General features: G+C 40.4%; 21 protein-coding genes. 16 read left to right on the forward strand and 5 right to left on the reverse strand.

Annotation, left to right across the window (positions count from 1 at the left end; translation table 11 throughout):
- Positions 1-63 precede the first annotated feature (63 nt).
- Complete coding sequence (locus P20439_RS01380) at positions 64-570, reverse strand: DUF2062 domain-containing protein (RefSeq protein ID WP_008112070.1); 507 nt, start codon at positions 568-570, stop codon at positions 64-66.
- Between P20439_RS01380 and P20439_RS01385 the strand changes: the two genes are divergently transcribed.
- The 7 genes from P20439_RS01385 to tcdA are packed head-to-tail and all read left to right on the forward strand — an operon-like array spanning position 550 to position 8,011.
- A complete protein-coding gene (locus tag P20439_RS01385) occupies positions 550-2,817 on the forward strand; it encodes a DNA internalization-related competence protein ComEC/Rec2 (protein WP_008112071.1) in 2,268 nt (755 codons plus the stop codon). The two genes, P20439_RS01380 and P20439_RS01385, sit on opposite strands and share 21 nt — an antisense overlap.
- A 60-nt stretch (positions 2,818-2,877) precedes the next feature.
- On the forward strand, positions 2,878-4,623 hold the full coding sequence (gene msbA, locus P20439_RS01390) for a lipid A export permease/ATP-binding protein MsbA (protein ID WP_008112072.1): 1,746 nt from the start codon (positions 2,878-2,880) through the stop codon (positions 4,621-4,623).
- Positions 4,620-5,600, forward strand: coding sequence for a tetraacyldisaccharide 4'-kinase (gene lpxK, locus P20439_RS01395; protein WP_008112073.1), 981 nt, complete (start codon positions 4,620-4,622; stop codon positions 5,598-5,600). The genes msbA and lpxK overlap by 4 nt, the downstream gene beginning before the upstream one ends.
- On the forward strand, positions 5,590-5,787 hold the full coding sequence (locus P20439_RS01400; protein ID WP_008112074.1) for a Trm112 family protein: 198 nt from the start codon (positions 5,590-5,592) through the stop codon (positions 5,785-5,787). The genes lpxK and P20439_RS01400 overlap by 11 nt, the downstream gene beginning before the upstream one ends.
- The gene (kdsB, locus tag P20439_RS01405; RefSeq protein ID WP_008112075.1) at positions 5,775-6,536 is read left to right on the forward strand and encodes a 3-deoxy-manno-octulosonate cytidylyltransferase; all 762 of its coding nucleotides are present in this window, start codon (positions 5,775-5,777) and stop codon (positions 6,534-6,536) included. Before P20439_RS01400 ends, kdsB begins: the two co-directional genes overlap by 13 nt.
- On the forward strand, positions 6,533-7,213 hold the full coding sequence (locus P20439_RS01410; RefSeq protein WP_008112076.1) for a TIGR01621 family pseudouridine synthase: 681 nt from the start codon (positions 6,533-6,535) through the stop codon (positions 7,211-7,213). The genes kdsB and P20439_RS01410 overlap by 4 nt, the downstream gene beginning before the upstream one ends.
- Positions 7,214-8,011, forward strand: a complete 798-nt coding sequence (gene tcdA / locus P20439_RS01415) for a tRNA cyclic N6-threonylcarbamoyladenosine(37) synthase TcdA (protein ID WP_008112077.1) — start codon at positions 7,214-7,216, stop codon at positions 8,009-8,011.
- A gap of 35 nt (positions 8,012-8,046) precedes the next feature.
- Here tcdA and P20439_RS01420 read toward each other — a convergent pair whose 3' ends face one another.
- The 3 genes from P20439_RS01420 to P20439_RS01430 all read right to left on the reverse strand — a co-directional run bounded on the left by P20439_RS01420 (position 8,047) and on the right by P20439_RS01430 (position 11,102).
- Positions 8,047-8,463, reverse strand: a complete 417-nt coding sequence (locus P20439_RS01420) for a SufE family protein (protein ID WP_008112079.1) — start codon at positions 8,461-8,463, stop codon at positions 8,047-8,049.
- A gap of 12 nt (positions 8,464-8,475) precedes the next feature.
- Positions 8,476-9,702, reverse strand: a complete 1,227-nt coding sequence (locus tag P20439_RS01425) for an aminotransferase class V-fold PLP-dependent enzyme (protein ID WP_008112081.1) — start codon at positions 9,700-9,702, stop codon at positions 8,476-8,478.
- 113 nt (positions 9,703-9,815) lie between these two features.
- Complete coding sequence (locus P20439_RS01430) at positions 9,816-11,102, reverse strand: citrate synthase (protein ID WP_008112082.1); 1,287 nt, start codon at positions 11,100-11,102, stop codon at positions 9,816-9,818.
- Positions 11,103-11,508: 406 nt separating this feature from the next.
- Between P20439_RS01430 and sdhC the strand changes: the two genes are divergently transcribed.
- The 8 genes from sdhC (at position 11,509) to sucD (ending at position 21,366) form a co-directional block, all read left to right on the forward strand.
- Positions 11,509-11,886, forward strand: a complete 378-nt coding sequence (sdhC, locus tag P20439_RS01435) for a succinate dehydrogenase, cytochrome b556 subunit (protein WP_010390126.1) — start codon at positions 11,509-11,511, stop codon at positions 11,884-11,886.
- Positions 11,877-12,224, forward strand: coding sequence for a succinate dehydrogenase, hydrophobic membrane anchor protein (sdhD, locus tag P20439_RS01440; protein WP_008112086.1), 348 nt, complete (start codon positions 11,877-11,879; stop codon positions 12,222-12,224). Before sdhC ends, sdhD begins: the two co-directional genes overlap by 10 nt.
- Positions 12,225-13,997, forward strand: coding sequence for a succinate dehydrogenase flavoprotein subunit (gene sdhA, locus P20439_RS01445; RefSeq protein WP_008112088.1), 1,773 nt, complete (start codon positions 12,225-12,227; stop codon positions 13,995-13,997).
- A gap of 10 nt (positions 13,998-14,007) precedes the next feature.
- Positions 14,008-14,724, forward strand: coding sequence for a succinate dehydrogenase iron-sulfur subunit (locus P20439_RS01450; RefSeq protein WP_008112091.1), 717 nt, complete (start codon positions 14,008-14,010; stop codon positions 14,722-14,724).
- A gap of 86 nt (positions 14,725-14,810) precedes the next feature.
- Positions 14,811-17,630 (forward strand): 2-oxoglutarate dehydrogenase E1 component, encoded by a 2,820-nt coding sequence (gene sucA, locus P20439_RS01455; RefSeq protein WP_008112092.1) that lies wholly within the window; start codon positions 14,811-14,813, stop codon positions 17,628-17,630.
- 3 nt (positions 17,631-17,633) lie between these two features.
- Complete coding sequence (gene odhB / locus P20439_RS01460; protein ID WP_008112094.1) at positions 17,634-19,151, forward strand: 2-oxoglutarate dehydrogenase complex dihydrolipoyllysine-residue succinyltransferase; 1,518 nt, start codon at positions 17,634-17,636, stop codon at positions 19,149-19,151.
- A 176-nt stretch (positions 19,152-19,327) separates the two neighbouring features.
- Entirely contained in the window at positions 19,328-20,494 is a 1,167-nt protein-coding gene (gene sucC / locus P20439_RS01465) for an ADP-forming succinate--CoA ligase subunit beta (protein ID WP_008464053.1), read from the forward strand.
- Positions 20,494-21,366, forward strand: a complete 873-nt coding sequence (gene sucD, locus P20439_RS01470; RefSeq protein ID WP_008464054.1) for a succinate--CoA ligase subunit alpha — start codon at positions 20,494-20,496, stop codon at positions 21,364-21,366. Before sucC ends, sucD begins: the two co-directional genes overlap by 1 nt.
- A 66-nt stretch (positions 21,367-21,432) precedes the next feature.
- Here the strand turns inward: sucD and P20439_RS01475 are convergent, their stop codons facing one another.
- Positions 21,433-22,503, reverse strand: coding sequence for a DUF3083 family protein (locus P20439_RS01475; RefSeq protein ID WP_008464055.1), 1,071 nt, complete (start codon positions 22,501-22,503; stop codon positions 21,433-21,435).
- Between the two features lie 216 nt (positions 22,504-22,719).
- On the opposite strand from P20439_RS01475, the gene glnS reads away from it, so the two are divergent.
- Positions 22,720-24,384, forward strand: coding sequence for a glutamine--tRNA ligase (glnS, locus tag P20439_RS01480; protein ID WP_008464057.1), 1,665 nt, complete (start codon positions 22,720-22,722; stop codon positions 24,382-24,384).
- Positions 24,385-24,414: the final 30 nt, after the last annotated feature.

Consider the following 24,414-nt stretch of genomic DNA (forward strand, 5'->3'; position numbering starts at 1 on the left):
CTTGTTAAGTTGGTTTTTTTTGTTCTATAGTAATATAAACAGAAGCACTTGATGGAGTAGGCGCTAGTTATTTCTCGATGTCCAAGCTCGTCTCACTGAGCGGCGCCAAATCAAATCAATACCAAAATAACCAATAACACTAGCAATAGATGCACACACAAGTGAACCGACTAAAAAAGCGGGGCCAATTGTCGTTAAACTTTCTATAAACCATGCCCAACTTGCCTCAAACGCAAAATGTTGCTCCGGTTGATTAAGTACTAATGTGCCAACCAAGTATGAGCCGTAAAAAATAGGTGGCATTGTAAGTGGGTTAGTGATCCATACTAAAGCAACAGAAATAGGTAAATTTACTCTTAAGATTATGGCTGCGGCAGCTGCTAGCACCATTTGAAAAGGAACAGGGATGAATGCAAAGAAAAGTCCAACGGCAAAAGCACCGCGTGCTGAACGTCTATTTAAATGCCAAAGGTTAGCATCATGTAAAAGACGACCAAATATTTTTAGTGATTTGTGATGTCTAATTTTATTTGGATCAGGTAAAAACCGTTGGATCGTTTTTTTAGCCATTTAAAGCAACCATTTACGTCTGTGTGGATGAGTCTTGGATTTGTTGTCGGTGTCGTTGTTACCGTGTTTTATTATCAAACCCTTGAATTTACAGTTATCACAATTTCAATCCTCATTGTGAGCACGTATTTTAAGCCGTTTTTAACTGTATTGTTAGGCTTTATTTGCGGTATTTGTTGTGTAGCAGCACATTTTATCTTGTTTTATTCATTTGAATTGCCTGAACAGCACGAAAAATATGCTTACTCTGTCGGTGTTGTGGTCGAAGAGGTTATTTCTGCTAAACCTCCCCAATATGTAAAAGTTAAAATAACGCGTTTGGAAGACAGAGAATATAGTCACTTTAGGACACCTTATGCCTTATTAAGTATTAATTTTGCACAACCAATTCAATCTGGTGATGCTTTTAATGCTCAAGTGAGACTTAAAAACTATAGATCCATTAAGAATTTTACTGTTTTTGATAATCAGCTTTATGCTTTTACCCAAAAGATAGCGTTTAAAGGTACAGTGCTCAATAAACAGCTTAATATTAAAAGCTCTCAAAAAAGTAATGCGGTGTCAGCTTATAGAGCCTATGTCAAAAAGTTGGTAAATAATGCTGAGCTGAATTGGCTCTATTATGTGCTGTTAACTGGCGATAAGTCATTAATGACATTCGAGCATAAAGAGTTAATGCAGAGCCTTGGGTTAAGTCATTTGTTGGCGATTTCTGGATTACATATCTCTCTAGTGTTTGGTTTTTGTTATTTTGTTACACGGTTTTGTCTTAAGTTGGTTAAACCTGAACTAAATCAAGCCTTAAATGTTTCTATTTTTTATAGTGCTGCTGGTTTTATAGTCGCATTCTTATATGTTTACTTGAGTGATTTCATCATCTCCGCAACCCGCGCTTTAATTATGTTGGGCTGTTATTTATTGCTTTATTACTTGGCAAAGCAATCATTGAGGTGGCGCAGTATTTTATATGCGTTGGTTATTATTTTAGCGATTAATCCATTTAGTTTGCTTAATCCTGGTCTGTATTTTTCATTTTTAGCGGTATGTATCATTTTTATGGTTTTAAAGCAGTTTCCGCTGCGAGGTCATACACTACTGGCCAATATTCGCACTCTTGCTGTTATTCAACTGGGATTATTTATTGGCTTGCTACCGCTGTCATTATACTTTTTTAATGGCGTGAGTTTAGCGGGTTTAGCTTTAAATCTTGTCGCTATTCCCATTTTATCTTTTGTATTAATGCCCGCTTTATTTTTAAGTGTGTTGCTGGGATTATTAACCGATTGGTACGCATTTATTGTGTTGTATGATTTTCCACTGACCTATATTTATCAAATGTTGCAGGCAATACCTCAGCACATACGATGGCTTAATGTCGGTCAGGTAAGTATAACCACTGTGGTGCTGCTTTATAGTGCTGTTCCGTTACTTTACTTTATTGAGCTTCGCTTACTGGCGTGCATTCCGCTTTTGACTTTACTGTTTAACCATTACTTTACCCAAACTAGCCTTTGGCGGCTGAATGTATTTGATGTGGGACATGGACTAATGGTACTGATAGAAAAAGACAAGCACGCGTTTATTTATGACTTTGGCCCAAGTTACTTTAATCGCTTTAGTCGTGTGCCTAGTGTATTACTACCCTATATTGATGCCCATAATCTAATGGTAAGTACCGCGATTGTGAGTCATCAAGATAACGACCATGCCGGAGGTGTTGCGCATTTTAAAGCGGCTGGCTATGCATGGAGCTTTGATTATTTTCATCCAAGTGGTGTATATAACGACTGCATAGCAACAACGATAGACTTCAAAGGCTTGAGTATTCAAACCTTTGCAAAAGAGGAGTTTAATAACAGTAATGATAATTCCTGTGTCGTTAAAATCTCAAGTGCAAACCACAGTGTGCTTCTCACTGGTGATATATCAAAGGCGAGGGAGTCTAAATTAATTAAAAAAGGGGATGATTTACAAAGTACCGTTTTGTTAAGTCCTCATCACGGCAGTGATAGTTCCTCCAGTGTCGAGTTTATTAAGGCCGTAAACCCAACATTTGTGATTCATTCAAGTGCGTATCAAGGTCAGTGGCAATTTCCAAATAAAGCAGTGGTCAAGCGTTATAGTGAAATACACGCCAAACAATATAGCACCGGTGATGTAGGACAAATTCGGGTTGATTTTTATGCTAAGCACCTAGAGCTGACTACTGCAAGAGGGGCGGAAAGTTATTGGTTTATCAAAGATTGACGTTTTGTTTTGCTGTTGCTAAGGATACAATAGGGGCTGTTACTGGTTTTAGAGAGTGTTATGGAACAAAGTACTACACAAATTTATAAACGGCTTGTTTCTTACGTTGGCGCCTATAAGACGGTTGCCATCGTCGCGATTATTGGAATGATAGGTTACTCAGGTATGGATGCATTATTCATTCAACTGATGAAGCCGTTTATCGATGAAGGTTTAAATGAGCGTAACAGTCAGGTACTTACTTATGCGCCATTTGTTGTTATTGCGCTGGTTATCGGGCGTGGCGTATTTAACTTTATGTCATCGTACTGTTTAAGCTATGTAGGCTCACAAGTAGTGAGAGCGCTGCGCCAAGAATTGTTTGAGCACATTTTACATTTACCGGTATCCTTTCACGATAAAAATTCGACGGGCGATCTTATTTCAAAAATTACCTTTGATACTGAGCAAGTTCAACAAGCAATTACCAAAGCTTTGCTTATTGTAGTGCGTGAAGGCGCTTTTGTGGTGTTTTTACTCGCTTTGATGTTTTATACCAGTTGGCAACTATCGTTAATCTTTTTAGTGATTATCCCACTGGTAGCCATCATAGTAGCCGTGGTATCTAAACGTTTTCGTCATATCTCGAAAAATATTCAGTCTGCTATGGGACAGGTAACACGTAGCTCAGAGCAAATGCTGAGTGGTCACAAGGTGATCCATGGCTTTGGTGGCCAAACGCAAGAAATTGATCAATTTTCTAAAATTAATAATCATAATCGCCAGCAACGTATCAAAATGGATGCGACTAAGGCGTTAAGTGTCTCTATTATTCAAATTTTAGCCGCCAGTGCAATGGCTGTTATTTTATGGGTTGTCTCTATGCCCTCAATGATAGACAGCATTAGCTCTGGTGATTTTGTAGTGCTTATTTCATCAATGATGATGTTACTGCGCCCACTAAAACAATTGGCTAATGTTAACAGCGATTTACAGCGTGGTATTTCAGCTGCGCAGAGTGTTTTTTTAGTACTTGATGAAGAAATAGAAAAAGACACGGGTACTTTACCGGTTGATAAGGTAAAAGGGCATATTGAGGTAAAAAACGTGACCTTTAAATACCCAACCAAGGATGAAGCGGTGCTTAACGATTTATCACTGAACATTAAAGCCGGTGAGAGTATTGCGCTTGTTGGCCGCTCTGGCTCGGGTAAATCAACAATTTCTAATTTGTTACCCCGATATTATGACTTAGAAGCGCCAAGCGAAATTTTACTCGATGGCGTTGCTCTTAATGAATATAAGCTTACTGATCTTCGCCGTCAATTTGCGTTAGTGTCGCAACAAGTGGTGCTATTTAATGACACGATTGCCAATAATATTTGTTATGGTTTACAACGAGAAATCTCTATCGAAGAGCTTCACACCGTTGCGAAGCAAGCTCATGTGTGGGAGTTTGTAAAAGACTTACCCGAGCAACTTAATACTATGGTTGGTGAGAACGGGGTAATGCTTTCAGGCGGTCAACGCCAACGTATTGCGATTGCCCGTGCTATTTTAAAAGACGCACCTATTTTAATTTTAGATGAAGCGACCTCGGCCTTGGATACAGAGTCTGAAAAGCTTATTCAACATGCCCTTGATACATTAATGAAAGATAAAACCTCTATTGTTATCGCTCATAGGCTATCGACTATTGAAAACAGTGACCGTATCTATGTGATTGATAACGGTACAGTGATAGAAAGTGGCACGCATACTCAATTACTGGCTAACGATGGTACCTACTCAGCTCTTTGTAAAATGCAGTTTGGTGAGCAGGGGTGAGTAAAATAGAGCAAAGCTGGTACAAACCTTTTAGTTTAATTACGTTATTGCTATTACCACTGTCCGCTATTTTTGGCTGTATTTCTTTGCTGCGTAAATACTGCTACAAGTTCGGCATTTTTAAATCGTTTATCAGCAAAACACCGGTTATTGTGGTTGGTAATATAAGCGTTGGCGGCAATGGTAAAACTCCATTTGTATTATGGCTGCATGATCACTTAATCGCCCAAGGTTTATCCGTTGGTTTAATTAGTCGCGGCTATGGTGGGAAAGCAGCTCATTACCCATTATTAGTGACTGCCAATACGACTACTTTAGAGGCTGGGGATGAGCCGGTACTTTTATTTAACCGTTTACAATGTCCGTTAGTTGTGGGGCCAAATAGGCAGCACAATATAGAAATGCTCAATAAACATTTCAAGCTTGATGTGATTATTTCAGATGATGGCATGCAGCATTACAAAATGGCGCGCAGTATAGAATGTTGTATTGTTGATAGCGAAAGAAAATTTGGTAATGGCTTTTTAATGCCAGCAGGACCACTTCGTGAAACCGCCTCTCGTTTAAACAGTGTAGATTTAGTCATTGAAAATGGCTCTGAGCAAGAATTTAGTTATCGCTTGCAACCATCAGTTATTAAACGTGTTGCCGATAATACTGATATAACGACGCCCTTAAAGGCTGCGCACGCGGTAAGTGCGATTGGTAACCCAGGTCGTTTTGAGGCTTCACTGCAAGCACAAGGTATTAAGTTACTGTCTACGCATCACTTTCGCGATCATTATGCTTACAGTGCTGATGATTTTGCTCAATTTGGTGATGACTGTATATTAATGACAGAAAAAGATGCGGTTAAGTGCCGTGATTTTGCAAAGCCGAATTGGTATTACTTGCCAGTTGACGCTCAGCCAACTGCAGCAGTAATAAACACATTAAATTTATTATTAAAAGAAAAAGGGATCCATCATGGCCTTTGACACTAAGTTACTCGAAATTATTGCTTGCCCTGTATGTAAAGGTAAGTTGCGCTTTGATAAAGAAAACCAAGAGCTGATCAGCACTGCAGCAAAACTAGCTTACCCTGTACGCGATGATATTCCGGTATTGCTTGAAAACGAAGCCCGAGAATTGTCTCTTGAAGAGGTAGAAAAGTGGAATTCGTAGTTGTTATCCCTGCGCGTTACGCTTCTACGCGTTTACCAGGTAAACCGCTCGCTGATATTTGTGGCAAACCAATGATACAGCATGTGTATGAAAAAGCCTGTTTGTCAGGAGCTAGCAAGGTGGTTATTGCCACCGATCATCAAAAAGTGTTTGATGCTGCTAAACGTTTTACTAGTAACGTTTTGATGACACGTGAAGATCATCAATCAGGTACAGAGCGCTTAGCCGAGGTGGTGGATTTACTTAATTTAGCCGATGACACTATCGTGGTAAATGTACAAGGTGATGAACCTTTGTTATCCCCTGATAACGTATCGCAAGTGGCGACATTATTAGCGCAATCAATTGCACCAATGGCAACCTTAAGTGTTGCTATCGAAGAGCGTGATGAAGTGTTTAATCCTAATGCGGTTAAAGTGGTCAGTGACATTAATAAAAATGCCTTGTACTTTTCAAGAGCGAGTATTCCTTTTGATAGGAGTACCATGATGGCAGAGCAGCAACCACTGAATTTAGCGCCTTTTCAACGTCACGTGGGTATTTATGCTTACCGTGCAGGATTTATAAAGCAATATATTGAATTAAGTGTTTCACCATTAGAACTACTTGAATCGTTAGAGCAGTTACGCGTGCTATACCATGGTTATGCAATTAAAATAGAGCAAGCATTAGTTACCCCTCATGCAGGAGTCGACACACCAGAAGATTTGGCTAAAGTGGTTGCCCATATTCAAAGTAAAAGCGCGTGAACACAACACAAACGCCTGTATTAAAAGTGCAATATACGCATGATGATTTTTACATCATAAATAAACCGCAAGGGCTCAATTTTCACTCTGAGGAAGGTCCCGGTTTTGTGGTACTAGCTGAGCAACAGTTAAACGAAAAATTATTTGCAGTACACCGTTTAGATAAAGTCACCTCTGGGTTGATTATACTCGCGCGAAGCAAAGCGGCAGCAGCTGAATTTACGCAATTATTTACCCAGCACGCGATTAATAAGTTTTATCTAGCGGTCAGTGATACCAAGCCTAAAAAAAAGCAAGGCTGGGTTAAAGGTGATATGGCTAAGTCTCGCCGTGGCACGTATAAATTATTAAACTCACAAAGTAACCCTGCTATTACACGTTTTTATTCGTTTAGCTTTAAAAGCGGTTTTAGAGCTTACTTATTAAAACCCTATTCGGGAAAAACTCATCAGCTTAGGGTGGCATTAAAGAGTTTGGGTGCCCCCATAATGGGTGATGCGAGTTATGCAGGGAGCCCTGCAGAGCGTACCTATTTACATGCATTTGCGCTGGATTTTAATTGGAAAGGGCAAAAAATACAACATACCCTGTTGCCACAATCTGGTGAAGAGTATGCGCAATTAATAAAACATCAAGATTTTGATTCTTGGCAAACGCCGTGGAAATTGGATTGGTAAATGAGTGAACAAGTAACTGATATCCGCTTTGGTGGTATTAAACGACTATATGGTCAACAGCAATTTGAGTGGTTACAGCAAGCACATTTTTGTGTTGTGGGTATTGGTGGTGTAGGCAGTTGGACTGCTGAAGCACTAGCGCGTACCGGTGTGGGTAAAATCACCTTAATTGATTTAGATGATATTTGCGCAACCAATGTCAATCGTCAAATTCATGCCTTAACAGGTACAATAGGCGAAGCTAAAGTGGATGCTATGAAGGCGCGCTGCGAGCTGATAAACCCTGAGTGTATAGTGAATGTGATTGACGATTTTATTACCCTTGATAATATTCAAGAGCATATTCAAGGCTTTGATTATGTAATAGATTGTATAGATGCGGTAAAAGAAAAAGCGGCGTTAATCGCGCACTGTAAGCGTAATAAATTGCCTATAATTACCACGGGCGGTGCAGGTGGGCAAACCGATCCGAGTCAAATTACTTTTGGTGATGTGGCAAAAACCACCCAAGATCCATTACTTGCAAAAGTACGTTATATTTTGCGTAAGCAATATAATTTTAGCTCTAACCCAAAACGTAAATTTAATATTGACTGTGTATATTCAACAGAGCAGCTTGTTTATCCAGGTAGCGATGGCAATGTGTGTCATGCGAAACAAAATGCAGATGGCAGTATGAATATGGACTGTAATAATGGCTTTGGATCAGTGACGATGATCACTGGAAGTTTTGGATTCTTTGTTGCCGCTAAAGCAGTGAGAAAATATTTAGATAAGCGTGCACGTTTAAATATTTAACTACAAGCTGCTTATTATACTGTTATAAAAAGCGCTTAACGCGCTTTTTGTTTGGCTAAGGTTTGTATTTTTTCAACCATGGCTTTTACTCCATTGCCGCGAGAAGCGCTTAAGTGGCTAATTAAGCCAAGTTTTTCAAATTCTTCATAGGCATTAACGTTTAACACCTCTTCTGGTGTTAAACCGTTATACAGGGCTAAAATTAACGCCAATAAGCCTTTCACTATGCGCGTATCAGAATCACCAATCACAACCAACGCATTCTCGGTTAGGTCAAATTCAACAAACATCCACACTTTACTCTCACAGCCTTGCACGAGCGCATCGTCGGTTTTTAATATATCGGCAAGTGGTGGGAGTGTTTTGCCAAGTAACATAATTTCACGGTATTTCTGTTGCCAGCTTGCACTGCTTTCAATGTTTTTACTTACCCGTTGGTATGTCTGAGTCATTATTTATCCAAATTAGTCTAATAAAGCGATGCATTCTTTAAGCGCAGTAATAAATTGGTCTACATCTTTAGTCGTATTATAAAATGCAAAACTCGCTCTGAGTGAGCCATTTAGTTTCAAATGGGTCATTAATGGTTGGGTACAATGATGACCACTTCGCACTGCAATACCATAGCCGTCAAGTAAAGTTGCCAGATCATACGGATGTTCATTTTTATAATTAAAGCACAATGTACCAATGTTCGATTTTAGGTCGCTATAGATACTAATACCGTCTATTTGATTCAGTGCGTTCGCTGCATAAATAAACAACTGTTGTTCATAGTGCTTTAATGTTTGCTGATCAAGTGCAATTATATACTCAAGCGCCGCACCGAAGCCTAAAACACCGGCTATATTCGGTGTTCCTGCTTCAAACTTAGCGGGAGCGTCACGATAAGTGCTTTGCGTTAGGGTCACTTTTTCAATCATTTCACCGCCTGTTTGGTAAGGCGATAATGCATTAAGTGTGCTGTAGCGGCCATATAAACCGCCTAATCCTGTTGGCCCCAACATTTTGTGAGCTGAAAACACGTAAAAATCACAATCAAGCTTTATTAAATTAGGTCTTAAATGCAGAGCGCCTTGTGCGCCATCGACTAAAGTTAACGCATTTACTGCCTTCGCAGCGGTTATCAGCGGAGTTAAATCGGTAATATTGCCCAGCGCATTAGAGGCTTGTGTAATAGCTAGCAGCGCAGGCTTGGTAAGTTTAATCACGTCACAACACTGGCTAATATCAAAGGTGGCATCGTCATTGAGTGGCAGCACTTTTAAGGTTGCTCCAGTGTATGCCGCAAGTTCTTGCCATGGCACAATATTCGCGTGATGCTCGATTGGGCTAATTAAAATGGTGTCGTCAGTTGTTAATGTATTTCTTAGGCCATGTGCAACTAAGTTAATCGCCTCAGTAGCGCCTTTAGTCCAAACAATTTCATTACCGCTTACCTGAAAATAATCAGCAACGCGTTGACGTACTAGCTCATAAGCCGTTGTAGCTTGCTCACTAAGGGTATGACGGCCGCGATGAACATTTGCATTCTGATAGGTGTAAAACTCGTTAGTAGCGTCAATCACGCATTGTGGCTTTTGTGTTGTTGCTGCCGAGTCTAAATAAACCAAAGGGTAACCATTGATTGTCTGATTTAGGGTAGGGAAATCATTACGGATTGTTTTAGGATCAAACGAGGACACAGACATAGGCTCATAAAGTTAATCAATTTGGGCAGGAATTGTAATCGGTTTAAGATAATTCTCAAGTAACGTGTAATAAAAAAGGCCGCAAAAGCGGCCTTTTAAACTAACTTTAAAGCTTAGCGCTTGTCAGTTGCTTTGTAATCACGGGCTGTTTCACCTGTGTAAAGCTGACGTGGGCGGCTGATCTTGTGGCCAGGTTGAGAAAGCATCTCGTCCCAGTGTGAGATCCAACCTACAGTACGTGCCATTGCAAAAATTACAGTGAACATGCTAGTAGGAATACCAATCGCTTTTAAGATAATACCTGAGTAGAAATCTACGTTAGGGTATAGTTTCTTCTCAACAAAGTATGGGTCTTCAAGTGCAATTTGCTCAAGCTTCATAGCAATATCAAGCAATGGATCTTGAATGTTTAGCTCTGCTAATACTTCATGACACGTTTGACGCATTACGGTTGCACGTGGGTCGAAGTTTTTGTAAACACGGTGTCCAAAGCCCATAAGACGGAACGGATCCGCTTTATCTTTTGCTTTTGCTACGTATTCGTCAATACGATCAACTGAGCCAATTTCTTCTAACATGTTTAAACATGCTTCGTTAGCACCGCCGTGAGCAGGGCCCCAAAGAGATGCAATACCCGCAGCAATACATGCATAAGGGTTAGCACCAGAAGAACCTGCTAAACGTACTGTTGACGTTGAAGCATTCTGTTCGTGGTCAGCATGAAGCATAAAGATTTTATCCATTGCTTTAGCTGTTACTGGGTTTACTTTGTATTCTTCAGCAGGAACAGAGAACATCATGTGTAAGAAGTTTTCTGCATAGCTCAGATCATTGCGTGGGTATACAAACGGTTGACCGATGTTTGTTTTGTATGCCATTGCTGCAATTGTTGGTAACTTAGCAACTAATTTAATAGCGCTTGTTTTACGTTGAACTGCGTCAGTGATATCAAGATCTTCATGATAAAAAGAAGATAAAGCACCAACAACACCACATAGCATTGCCATTGGGTGAGCATCAAAACGGAAACCTTGGAAGAAGTTTGCGATTTTCTCATCTAGCATAGTGCTACGAGTGATTTTTGTAGCAAAATCATCGTATTGCTCTTTAGTTGGTAACTCACCGTTTAAAAGTAAGTAACATAACTCAATGTAGTTAGAGCTTTCTGCTAACTGCTCGATTGGGTAACCACGGTGTAGTAAAACACCTTTACCACCATCGATGTAAGTGATGGTAGATTCACAAGAACCAGTCGACATGAAACCTGGGTCATAAGTAAAGTGACCATGTGAGCCGAGTGTACGTACATCAATTACATCTTGGCCAGCAGTACCTTGATAAATTGGAAGTTCGATTGGATCTAGCCCATCAATATGGACTGTGGCTTTCTTATCTGCCATCTATGTATCTCCTATTAAGATAACTATTCTGATTTTTTATATTCTAAAATCTATTCTAAGCACATCTTTACATTTTAACGTGAAAGAGGGGTATAAAGTCAATTTTTATAAGTATTATGCACATATGTATAATAAATATTCGGTATAGATTGAATATTATACCATTGGCTAATTCGCAAACGTCTCAAAGTAAACAAGAATTGTAAAAGAGTCTCCGGCTATATATACTATCGGAGGTTTTTAACCAATTAGTATTTGGGTAAACTTTTTTTACATAATATTTTTCATAAAAAGTGAACTTTATTGGTATTAATACGTTTATTTTGATAGTTCCACCAGAAACACTTGGTGGGTTTTAGAAAAACAAGTAGATGAGCCCCACTGCGGGCAAGATGGGCAAGTAACTGTGAAAAAGCAAAGACCTGTAAATCTAGATCTAACAACTATATCTATGCCGGCAACGGCTAAAGCTTCAATTTTTCACCGCGTCACCGGTGTTGCATTATTTTTTGCTTTAACGTTTGTCATTTGGGCTTGGTCAGAGTCTCTTTCTTCAGCTGAAGGTTTTGAATTCGTCAAGGGTCTGTTTAACGGATTCATTGCCAAATTTATAGCTTGGGGCACCCTTTCTGTATTGGGTTATCACCTTATTGGTGGTATCCGTCATATTATTATGGACATGGGGCATTGGGAAGAACTTGAATCAGGCAACACTAGCGCTAAAATTGCGATGGCACTTGGCGTTGTGTTTGCTGTATTGGCAGGGGTGTGGATATGGTCTTAAATCAAGCAACTCTTAAACGTGATGGCGTACAAGATTATGTATCTTTACGCACAACGGCATTAATAATCAGTGCGTATGCAATTTTTATTATCGGCTATTTTTTAGCGATGCCAGAAGTCACATATGACGCCTGGACAGGCCTATTCTCTAACCTAGCAATGAAAGGGGCGACATTAATTACCCTAGTTTGCATTATGGTTCATACCCGTATTGGCCTTTGGCAGGTTCTAACCGACTATGTAAAGGGCGCTAAATTGCGTGCTTTTTTAGGCTTTGTACTAAACCTAATGGCTATCGCTTACGTAGCTGTAGGTTTAATCGTTTTATGGGGTGTTTAAGTGAAATATTCTGTTCGTGAATTTGACGCCGTAGTAATTGGTGCCGGTGGTGCAGGTATGCGCGCTGCTCTTGCTATTACTGAATCTGGCAAAACATGTGCGCTAATCTCTAAAGTTTTCCCGACACGCTCACACACTGTATCTGCTCAAGGTGGTATTACAGTAGCGCTAGGTAATTCACATGAAGATAACTGGGAATGGCATATGTATGATACCGTTAAAGGCTCCGATTTTATCGGTGACCAAGACGCTATCGAATACATGTGTAATACAGGCCCAGAAGCTATTACTGAATTAGAAAACATGGGTTTACCATTTTCTCGTTTTGAAAATGGCCGTGTTTACCAACGTCCTTTCGGTGGTCAATCGAAAAACTTTGGTGGTGAACAAGCTGCACGTACAGCAGCAGCTGCTGACCGTACTGGTCACGCATTATTACACCTTCTTTATCAACAAAACGTTAAAAACAAAACAAATGTGTTCTCAGAATGGTATGCACTTGATTTAGTTAAAAACGATAATGGCGATGTAGTAGGTTGTACAGCAATTGAAATTGAAACAGGTGAAATCACTTTCTTCAAATCAAAAGCAGTTGTGTTAGCTACTGGTGGTGCAGGTCGTATTTTCGCATCAACAACTAATGCTCACATTAACACTGGTGACGGTGTTGGTATGGCGACTCGTGCTGGTATTTCTATGCAAGACATGGAAATGTGGCAGTTCCATCCGACAGGTATCGCAGGTGCTGGTACGCTAGTAACTGAAGGTTGTCGTGGTGAAGGTGGTTATCTTTTAAATAAAGATGGCGAACGCTTCATGGAGCGCTATGCACCAAATGCTAAAGATTTAGCATCTCGTGACGTTGTTGCTCGTTCAATGATGACAGAAATTCGTGAAGGTCGTGGTTGTGATGGTCCTTGGGGTCCTCACCTTAAGTTGAAACTTGACCACTTAGGCGAAGAAACGCTTAACTTACGCCTTCCTGGTGTATGTGATCTTGCTAAAACATTTGCTCACGTTGATCCTGCAAAAGAACCAATTCCAGTTATCCCAACATGTCACTACATGATGGGTGGTGTACCTACTAACGTAAATGGTCAAGTACTAAATATCGATGCCGCTGGCAACGAAAAAGTAGTTCAAGGTTTATTTGCGGTTGGTGAGATTGCATGTGTATCTGTACACGGTGCTAACCGCCTTGGTGGTAACTCATTACTTGATTTAGTTGTATTTGGTCGTGCTGCTGGTAACTTCCTAGGTAAGTACCTAAATGACGTTGAAATCTCTAAAGCAGCTTCTGAGTCTGATTTAGAAGCGTCTTTAGCTCGATTTAACCGTTGGGAAAGCTCAACAGTTGGTCAAGGCGAAGACCCAGTACAAATCAAGAAAGACCTACAACAGTGTATGCAGCTTAACTTCTCGGTATTCCGTGAAGGTGACTCAATGGCTACGGGTCTTACTGAGCTTAAAGAAATTCGTGAACGTCTACAGCATGCACGTCTTGATGATAAATCATCAGACTTCAACACCATGCGTATTGAATGTTTAGAATTAGACAACTTAATGGAAACAGCTTACTCAACTGCAGTAGCTGCAAACTTCCGTACTGAAAGCCGTGGCGCACACTCTCGCTTTGACTTCCCAGATCGTGATGACGAAAACTGGTTATGTCACTCAGTATTCAATCCGGTAACGGATGAAATGAGCAAGCGTAAAGTAAACTACGAGCCTAAGCTACGTGAAGCTTTCCCACCTAAAGCACGTACCTACTAGGAGCGAGACGATGGCACAAGTACAATTTTCAGTTTATCGTTACAATCCAGATGTTGACAACGCACCTCGTATGCAAGACTACACTTTGCAAACTGAGGAAGGCCAAGACATGATGGTATTGGATGCACTTTTATTATTAAAAGAGCAAGATCCAACTTTATCATTCCGTCGTTCATGCCGTGAAGGTGTGTGTGGTTCAGACGGTGTAAACATGAATGGTAAGAATGGGTTAGCATGTATTACTCCTTTATCTACGCTACAAAAAAATGGCAAAGGTAAAATCGTAGTACGTCCATTACCTGGACTTCCTGTTGTCCGTGACCTTGTTATTGACATGAGTCAGTTCTACACTCAATACGAAAAAGTAAAACCTTATTTAATTAATGACGAGCCTGCTGCAGGCGAACGTCTTCAATCTATTGAAGAGCGTGATAAATTAGATGGGCTTTATGAGTGTATTTTATGTGCATGTTGTTCTACATCGTGTCCTTCTTTCTGGTGGAATCCAGATAAGTTTATAGGTCCAGCAGGCCTTCTTCATGCTTACCGTTTCTTAGCTGATAGCCGAGATACTGCAACAGAAGAGCGTTTAGCCGACTTAGACGATGCATTCAGTGTGTTCCGTTGCCACAGTATCATGAACTGTGTTAGCGTTTGTCCTAAGGGTCTTAACCCGACTAAAGCAATTGGGCAAATAAAATCTATGTTATTAAACCGCTCGGTTTAATTTCTGGTAGACGAAAGATGGCTAATATTTATTAGCCATCTTGTTATATAACTATTAATTTCTGCGCTAAAAAAAAGGGCTTATAAATGCACGAAGGTGTGATGAAGGCATGGCTAGAATCTTCACATTTAAACGGCGGTAACGTTGCTTATGTTGAAGAGCTTTATGAAGCGTATTTAGACGATGCGACTTCGGTGCCAGAAGAATGGCGAGAAGTGTTCGAACAATTACCAAAAGTAGATGGTGTGGATGTTGAAGTAAAACATTCAGAAGTTCGTTCACAATTTGCGGCGCTTGCTAAAAACAAGCATAGAGAAGTAGTGGTAGCAGAGGGCAGCGGCGGTGACCTTAAACAGGTTAAAGTTCTGCAACTTATTAATGCTTTCCGTTTTCGTGGACACCAAAATGCGAACCTAGATCCATTAGGTATTTGGCAACGAGAGCGTGTACGAGATTTAGAGCTAGAGTACCACGACTTATCAAATGCTGACTTTGACCGCGAATTTAACGTAGGATCGTTTGCCGTAGGCCGCGATACTATGCCTTTAGGTGAGTTATACCAAGCACTAAAAACTACATATTGTGGTTCTATTGGCGCCGAGTATATGCACATCACATCAACAGAAGAGAAACGTTGGTTACAACAGCGTTTAGAGTCTGTTCAGTCTAGGCCAAAATTCGATAAAAATGAAAAGCTACGTATCCTAAAAGGATTAACAGCGGCTGATGGTCTTGAAAAATATTTAGGGGCTAAGTTCCCGGGTGCTAAGCGTTTCTCACTTGAAGGTGGTGATGCGTTAGTACCTATGCTTAAAGAGCTTATACACCGCGCGGGTGAAAGTGGCCAAAAAGAAGCCGTAATCGGCATGGCTCACCGCGGTCGTTTAAATGTACTTGTGAACGTGCTTGGTAAAAATCCATCAGAGTTATTTGATGAGTTTGCTGGTAAACACAAAGACACATTAAGCTCGGGTGATGTTAAGTATCACATGGGTTACTCTTCAGATTTCGCGACTAAAGGCGGCAATGTGCATATGGCACTTGCGTTTAATCCATCGCACTTAGAAATCGTAAATCCTGTAGTAATGGGTTCTGTACGCGCACGTCTTGATCGTCTAAACGACAAAACGGGCAGTAAAGCACTTCCTATTACTATTCACGGCGACTCTGCAATTGCAGGTCAGGGTGTTGTACAAGAAACGTTTAATTTATCACAAACTAATGCATTTAGTTGTGGTGGTAGTATTCGTATCGTTGTTAATAACCAAGTTGGTTTTACAACAAGCAAACAAGACGATGTTCGCTCTACTGATTACTGTACTGATATTGCAAAAATGGTCCAGTCACCAATTTTCCACGTAAACTCTGATGATCCTGAAGCGGTTGCGTTTGTTACGCAATTAGCGCTTGATTTTAGAAACCAGTTTAAGCGTGATGTAGTGATTGACCTTGTTTGTTACCGTCGCCATGGTCATAACGAAGCTGATGAGCCAAATGCTACACAGCCTGTTATGTATCAAAAAATCAAAAAGCATCCAGTTCCGCGCTTAATTTATGCCGATCAGTTAATTTCAGAAGGTTCTTTTACAGAAGATGAAGTCAAAGCGCTTGCTGATGATTACCGTAATGGCTTAGATGATGGCAACTGTGTGGTTGAAGAAATTCAACCAGAAACGTCACACTCTTCTGATTGGGCTAAATACGTTGGTCATGATTGGAATGTTGACTACGATGCATCTGTTTCTGTAGAGAAGCTTAAAGAACTTGGTAACATTGTTGCCAGTTACCCTGAAGATCACAAAGCACAGTCACGTGTTAAGAAAATATACGATGATCGTAAAGCAATGGCAGCCGGTGAAAAACCACTTGATTGGGGTATGGCAGAAACTTTAGCGTATGCAACTATTGCTGCTGAAGGCACGGATATTCGCCTAACAGGTCAAGATTCTGGCCGTGGTACCTTCTTCCATCGCCATGCCGTTGTTCATGGCCAAAAAGACGGTGCAACGTACTTGCCGCTACAAAACATCAGTGAAGATCAAGGTACATTTGAAGTATTTGATTCGGTTTTATCTGAAGAAGCGGTATTAGCATTTGAATATGGTTATGCAACTGCAGAGCCGACTTCACTTGTTCTGTGGGAAGCGCAATTTGGTGATTTCGCCAATGGTGCACAGGTTGTATTCGACCAGTTCTTAAGTTCAGGCGAGCAAAAGTGGGGCCGTCTATGTGGCCTAACGTGTTTATTGCCACATGGTTATGAAGGCCAAGGTCCTGAGCATAGCTCTGCGCGTCTTGAGCGTTTCTTACAGCTTTGTGCTGATCATAATATGCAAGTGTGTGTACCATCAACACCGGCACAAGTTTATGCAATGCTTCGTCGTCAATCGGTAAGACCTCTTCGTCGTCCACTGATTGTTATGACGCCAAAATCATTGCTACGTCACCCATTAGCTACATCATCACTTGAAGAGCTTTCTGAGGGTGTATTCCACAATGTGATCGATGAAATTGATGATATTGATGCGAAGAAAGTAGAACGCGTTGTATTTTGTAGTGGTAAAGTTTACTACGAATTATTACAAGAGCGTCGTAAGCTTGAGCAAGACAACATTGCTATTGTTCGTGTTGAACAGCTATACCCGTTCCCACATGACGAAATGAAGACGATTATAGAACGTTATCAGCATGTTAAAGATTTTGTATGGTGTCAGGAAGAGCCACAAAACCAAGGCGCTTGGTATTGTTCTCAACATCACTTTATTGATGCAATTCCACAAGATGCAAAATTAAAATATGCTGGTCGTAAAGCCTCAGCATCACCTGCATGTGGTTATATGTCAGTACATACTAAAGAACAACAAGCGCTCGTTGCCGACGCGCTTACTATAGAAAAGAAAGGATAAGCAATGAGCACAGAGATTAAAGTTCCTGTTCTTCCTGAGTCGGTTGCAGATGCTTCCGTTGCTACATGGCATGTAAGTGTTGGCGACAAAGTAAGCCGTGACCAAAACTTAGTAGATATTGAAACAGACAAAGTGGTTTTAGAAGTGGTTGCACAAAACGATGGTGTAATCACTGAAATTTCACAAGAAGAGGGTGCTACGGTACTTGGCGACCAAGTGATCGGTTTAATTGGCGATGCAGATGAAGCACCGGCAACTAAAGAGTCAAAAGAAGATGACTCAGCATCAGATAAATCAGAAGACGCGCCTGCGGCGCAATCAGCACCAGCATCAGAAGGTAAAGAAGTGGATATTAAAGTACCTGTACTTCCAGAATCAGTTGCAGATGCAACAATTGCTACTTGGCATGTTCAACCAGGCGACGCCGTAACACGCGACCAAAACTTGGTAGATATTGAAACAGATAAAGTTGTACTTGAAGTTGTTGCCCAAGAAGACGGCGTTATGGGTGAAATAATCCATGACGAAGGCGATACCGTTCTTGGTGAGCAAGTAATTGGTAAGGTAAAAGCAGGCGCTGCACCAGCTAAATCTGAAGCTAAAGCGGATGCACCAGCAGCCAAAGAAGAAAGCTCAAGCGATAGTTCAGATGTGTTAACGCCATCAGTGCGTCGTTTAATTGCTGAGAAAGGCCTAGATGCTTCAAAAATAAAAGGTTCAGGTAAAAATGGCCGTGTGACTAAAGAAGATGTAGATCAATTCTTAAAAGCACCTGCTCCAGCAGCGAAAGCAGAAGCAGCACCAGCAGCACCAATGGGTGACCGTACTCAAAAACGTGTGCCTATGACACGTTTACGTAAAACCATTGCTAATCGTCTTCTTGAAGCGAAAAACTCAACTGCAATGTTAACCACGTTTAACGAAGTTAATATGAAGCCAATAATGGATCTTCGTAAGCAGTACCAAGAAGTATTTGAAAAGCGTCACGGTATCCGTTTAGGTTTCATGTCTTTCTACGTTAAAGCGGTAACTGAAGCGTTAAAGCGTTTCCCAGATGTAAATGCATCAATTGATGGCGATGATATTGTTTATCACAACTATTTCGACATCAGTATTGCTGTTTCTACGCCACGTGGCTTGGTAACGCCAGTACTTAAAGATTGTGACAAATTATCAGTTGCAGAAATCGAAAAAGGTATTCGTGAGCTAGCTCTTAAAGGTCGTGATGGCAAGCTAACACTTGACGATATGACTGGCGGTAATTTCACTATTACTAACGGTGGTGTATTCGGCTCATTACTATCAACACCAATCATTAACTTACCGCAGTCTTCAATCTTAGGAATGCACAAAATCCAAGATCGTCCAATGGCTGTTAATGGTAAAGTTGAAATCTTACCTATGATGTATTTAGCGTTATCTTACGATCATCGCCAAATCGATGGTAAAGAATCAGTTGGTTTCTTAGTAACAATTAAAGAGTTACTTGAAGATCCAACACGTTTACTGCTAGATGTTTAATTAAGTAGTATGAAATATAAGCTGTGAGTTAAAATCACAGCTTTTTTTTTGCGCCTAAGGTCATACTGGGGTTTTCATGTAGCGCCATGAGATCTATACTAGGCACGCAATTTGGGATAGTTGTTTATTTGCATAAATATTCAGCTCTTTTAATATAAAAAATTGGATAAAGCATCATGAATTTGCATGAGTATCAGGCAAAACAACTTTTTGCCGAATATGGTTTACCAGTTTCTCAAGGTTTCGCTTGCGATACACCTGAAGAAGCTGCAGCAGCTGCTGAAAAAATTGGCGGCGATATGTGGGTTGTTAAAACTCAGGTTCACGCAGGTGGGCGTGGTAAAGCTGGCGGTGTAAAGCTAGTTAAAACTATCGACGAAGTTAAAGCGTTTGCAGCTAACTGGTTAGGTAAAAACCTAGTTACTTACCAAACAGACGAGAAAGGCCAGCCAGTTGCTAAAATTTTAGTAGAAAGCTGTACAGATATCGCAAACGAACTGTACCTAGGTGCTGTTGTTGACCGTGCTTCTCGTAAAGTTGTGTTCATGGCGTCTACTGAAGGCGGCGTTGAAATTGAAACTGTTGCTGAAGAAACACCAGAACTTATCCACAAAGCTGAGATTGATCCTTTAGTAGGTCCTCAAGCTTACCAAGCTCGTGAGCTTGGTTTTAAATTGGGTCTTAACCCAACACAAATGAAACAGTTCGTTAAGATCTTTATGGGTCTTGGCAACATGTTCAACGATTTCGATTTCGCATTACTTGAAATCAACCCACTAGTAATCACAGATGAAGGTAACCTTCACTGTCTAGATGGTAAAATTGGTATCGATGGTAATGCACTTTACCGTCAACCTAAAATCCGTGAAATGCACGATCCATCTCAAGAAGATGCACGTGAAGCTCACGCAGCAAGCTTCGAGCTTAACTACGTAGCCCTAGATGGTAACGTAGGTTGTATGGTTAACGGTGCAGGCCTAGCAATGGGTACTATGGACATCGTAAACCTACACGGTGGCAAGCCAGCTAACTTCCTAGATGTTGGTGGCGGCGCGACTAAAGAACGTGTTTCTGAAGCATTCAAAATCATCCTTTCAGATGACAACGTTAAAGCTGTTTTAGTTAACATCTTCGGCGGAATCGTTCGTTGTGACATGATTGCTGAAGGCATCATTGGCGCAGTTAAAGAAGTAGGTGTAACAGTTCCAGTAGTTGTACGTTTAGAAGGTACTAATGCTGAATTAGGCCGTGAAGTACTTGCTAAGTCTGATCTTAACATCATCGCTGCTGAATCATTAACAGACGCGGCTGAAAAAGTTGTTGCTGCTGCGGAGGGCAAATAATGTCTGTATTAATCAATAAAGATACAAAAGTTATCTGTCAAGGTTTCACTGGTGGTCAAGGTACTTTCCACTCAGAGCAAGCGCTTGAGTACGGTACACAAATGGTTGGTGGTGTAAGCCCAGGTAAAGGCGGTCAAACGCACCTTGGTCTTCCAGTATTTAACACAGTACGTGACGCTGTAGAAGCAACAGGTGCAACTGCATCTGTGATTTACGTACCAGCACCTTTCTGTAAAGATGCAATCTTAGAAGCTATCGATGCTGGTATCGAGCTGATTGTTTGTATCACTGAAGGTATTCCTACACTTGATATGGTTGACGTTAAAGTTAAACTAGATCAAACAGGTACTCGTATGATCGGTCCAAACTGTCCAGGTGTTATCACTCCTGGTGAGACTAAGATTGGTATCATGCCTGGTCACATCCACAAGCCTGGTAAAGTAGGTATTGTTTCTCGTTCTGGTACGTTAACGTACGAAGCAGTTAAGCAAACTACAGATGCTGGTTTTGGTCAGTCTTCTTGTGTTGGTATTGGTGGTGATCCAATTCCAGGTACTAACTTTATCGACGTTCTAGAATTGTTCGAAAAAGATCCACAAACTGAAGCAATCGTAATGATTGGTGAAATTGGTGGTACTGCGGAAGAAGAAGCTGCAGAGTACATCAAAGCTAACGTTACTAAACCTGTTGTTTCTTACATTGCTGGTGTTACTGCACCAGAAGGTAAGCGTATGGGTCACGCTGGCGCAATCATCGCTGGTGGTAAAGGTACTGCTGATGAGAAATTTGCTGCATTAGAAGCTGCGGGCGTAAAAACTGTACGTTCACTTGCTGAAATCGGTAAAGCACTAAAAGAAAAAACAGGCTGGTAATCAGCGTTTATTCTTTAAAAAAGGCTCGCAATTGCGAGCCTTTTTGTTATCTAGAGTTCAGATTAATTAATATGGATAACTTATATGCTGAAAAAAGCGCACAGATAAATCTTGGCGTTGCTTATTAATTGCTAACTCCTCACATAAGCCATGTATGGCTTTTTCAACTTGATTCATAAAACGACCATAGCCAATTTCATGTTTATTATGCTCAGCTGCAACAATGACAAAATGCAGTGTTTCGACTAATTTATCGGCTTCAAAAAATACTTTTATTTGCGGGGTTGAATCTTCTATATCAAAACTAATTTTTTGTAGCTCTTCATTTCCTTCATTTCTATCGACTTGGCTGTTGCGTATTATTGGCATTGCGCCATTAGCAACCATTGCAGCGTGGGTGAGTTTATTGTCTTCACATAACTGGGTAAATAGTTTTGAAAAGTGGGTGTAGAACGGCTGATAAGTTTGGCTGTTAATCTCACTTTGAAACTGCGTTTTAATATTACGAGTTATCGGTATCGAAAAAGTGATATAGGTCATTTCTGCGTGTGTGCTTGGTATCTCGCATTGTCTTGATTGATAACGAGGATATAAACTTCTTAATTTATAACCGTAACTTTCTTTATTGCCTTTTTCTTTAGCGAATAAATCATAGGTCAAATGCTGATGATCACGTAATTTAAAGCTTGGTTGCTCTACAAATAATTGCTGTTGTAAAAGATCCAAAACTTTTTGTACATTATTATGGAATTGGGCGGAGTGAGCGCGAATATCATCCCCAGTGGCTAAAAACAGTAAGCGAATCTTTTTGCTTTGCTGATCTTCGGTGTAATGAAGTTTATGTGCTTCATGGTAACGAGGATTATAGAAAAACAACATTTGCTTATCGGTTTCAAGTTGATAAGACTCATCATGAAATCGCACGACCGGCAGTTTATCATTGGCGAGTAAATGCACATTGTGAAGTTCATATTCATCACAAGCAGCAAATAGTTGGCGAGCAATACGCTGATAACACGCATTAATATTACTAAAGCTCTTATAAAACTCATCGTTTGGCGTGATTTCAGCTAATAAATAATGGTTTGCTCTAGCATTGCTTGGGATATAAACACGGTGTTGATTTAATGAAGCCATCTTTCGTTCCTGTAAGTTGGGTTTATTTTTATACTATAGAATGCTTTGATGACTTAAATATTGCGCTAAAACAAATTTTGTTCATAAACTATCCCTTATTAAACAAACTTTGTTAATTACCAACATAAACCCGTATCTATTACTGTATGTTACGCTTGGTTTTTGTAATAATGCATTAGTTTTGTTATCACGCAATATACAGAGGTTTATACTCCTATGGCGGAAATCGAGAATCGCCCAAGTAACTTTATTAGAACCCGAATTGATGAAGATTTAGCAAGTGGAAAACATGCTACAACGCATACCCGTTTTCCACCAGAACCAAATGGCTTTTTACATATTGGCCATGCAAAATCAATTTGCCTAAATTTTGGTATCGCCAAAGACTATAACGGTTTATGTAACCTTCGTTTTGACGATACAAACCCAGAAAAAGAAGATATTAACTACGTTAATTCAATTAAAGAAGACGTACAGTGGTTAGGGTTTAATTGGGACGGTGAGATTAAATATTCGTCAAACTATTTTGATGTGCTTTACGGCTATGCAGTAGAGCTAATTGAAAAAGGTTTAGCGTATGTGTGTTTTTTAACAGCCGATCAAGCACGTGAATACCGTGGCACATTAAAAGAGCCAGGTAAGAATAGCCCTTATCGCGATACTTCGATTGAAGAAAACCTCGCATTATTTGAAAAGATGCGTAATGGCGAATTTAAAGAAGGTGAATGTGTTCTACGTGCTAAAATTGATATGGCCAGCTCATTTATGGTGCTGCGCGATCCAATTATTTACCGCGTTCGTTTTGCACATCATCACCAAACAGCTGATAAATGGTGCATTTACCCAATGTACGACTTCACGCATTGTATTTCTGATGCGCTAGAAGGTATAACACATTCATTATGTACCTTAGAATTCCAAGATAACCGTCGTCTTTACGACTGGGTTCTTGATAATATCAGCCTTGAGTGCCACCCACAGCAAATTGAATTTTCACGGTTAAACCTTGAATACACAATTATGTCAAAGCGTAAGCTTAATGACTTAGTGGTAAATAACAAGGTAGAAGGGTGGGATGACCCGCGTATGCCAACGATTGCGGGTCTTCGTCGTCGAGGTTATACACCGGCTTCAATTCGTGAGTTTTGTTTACGTATTGGTATTACTAAACAAGAAAATATGGTTGAAATGGGTATGCTTGAAGCGTGTATCCGTGATGACTTAAACGAAAATGCACCGCGTGCTATGGCTGTACTTGATCCGGTTAAAATCGTGATTGAGAATTATCAAGCCGACACCGTTGAAACATTGTCTGTTGCTAATCACCCAAATAAAGAAGAAATGGGTCGCCGTGACGTGCCTTTTACTCGTGAAATTTTTATTGAACGTGAAGATTTCCGCGAAGAAGCAAACAATAAATTTAAACGTTTAGTACTTGATAAAGAAGTACGCTTACGTGGCGCTTATGTAATTAAAGCCGAGCGTGTTGAAAAAGACGATAACGGTGAAATTACCACTATTTACTGTACTTACGATCCTGAAACATTGGGTAAAAACCCAAGCGATGGGCGTAAGGTAAAAGGGGTGATTCATTGGGTGTCAGCACCTGAGTCAGTGACGGCGGAAGTACGTTTATATGACCGTTTATTCAGTGTGCCTAATCCTGCAGCAGCAGAAGATTTTGAAAGCACATTAAACCCAGAGTCATTAGTTGTTATTACTAATGCAAAACTAGAACCTTCATTGGCAAATTCACAGCCTGCGCAAGGTTTCCAGTTTGAGCGTACCGGCTATTTTTCACGTGATACTAAATCAGAGAACGTGGTATTTAACCAAACTGTAGGTCTGCGTGACTCATGGGCTAAAATAGAACAGAAGTAATTCTGCTCTATTTTAGATACAAAAAAACCT

The organism is Pseudoalteromonas sp. BSi20439 (genome assembly GCF_000241165.1).
Lineage (GTDB): Bacteria > Pseudomonadota > Gammaproteobacteria > Enterobacterales > Alteromonadaceae > Pseudoalteromonas.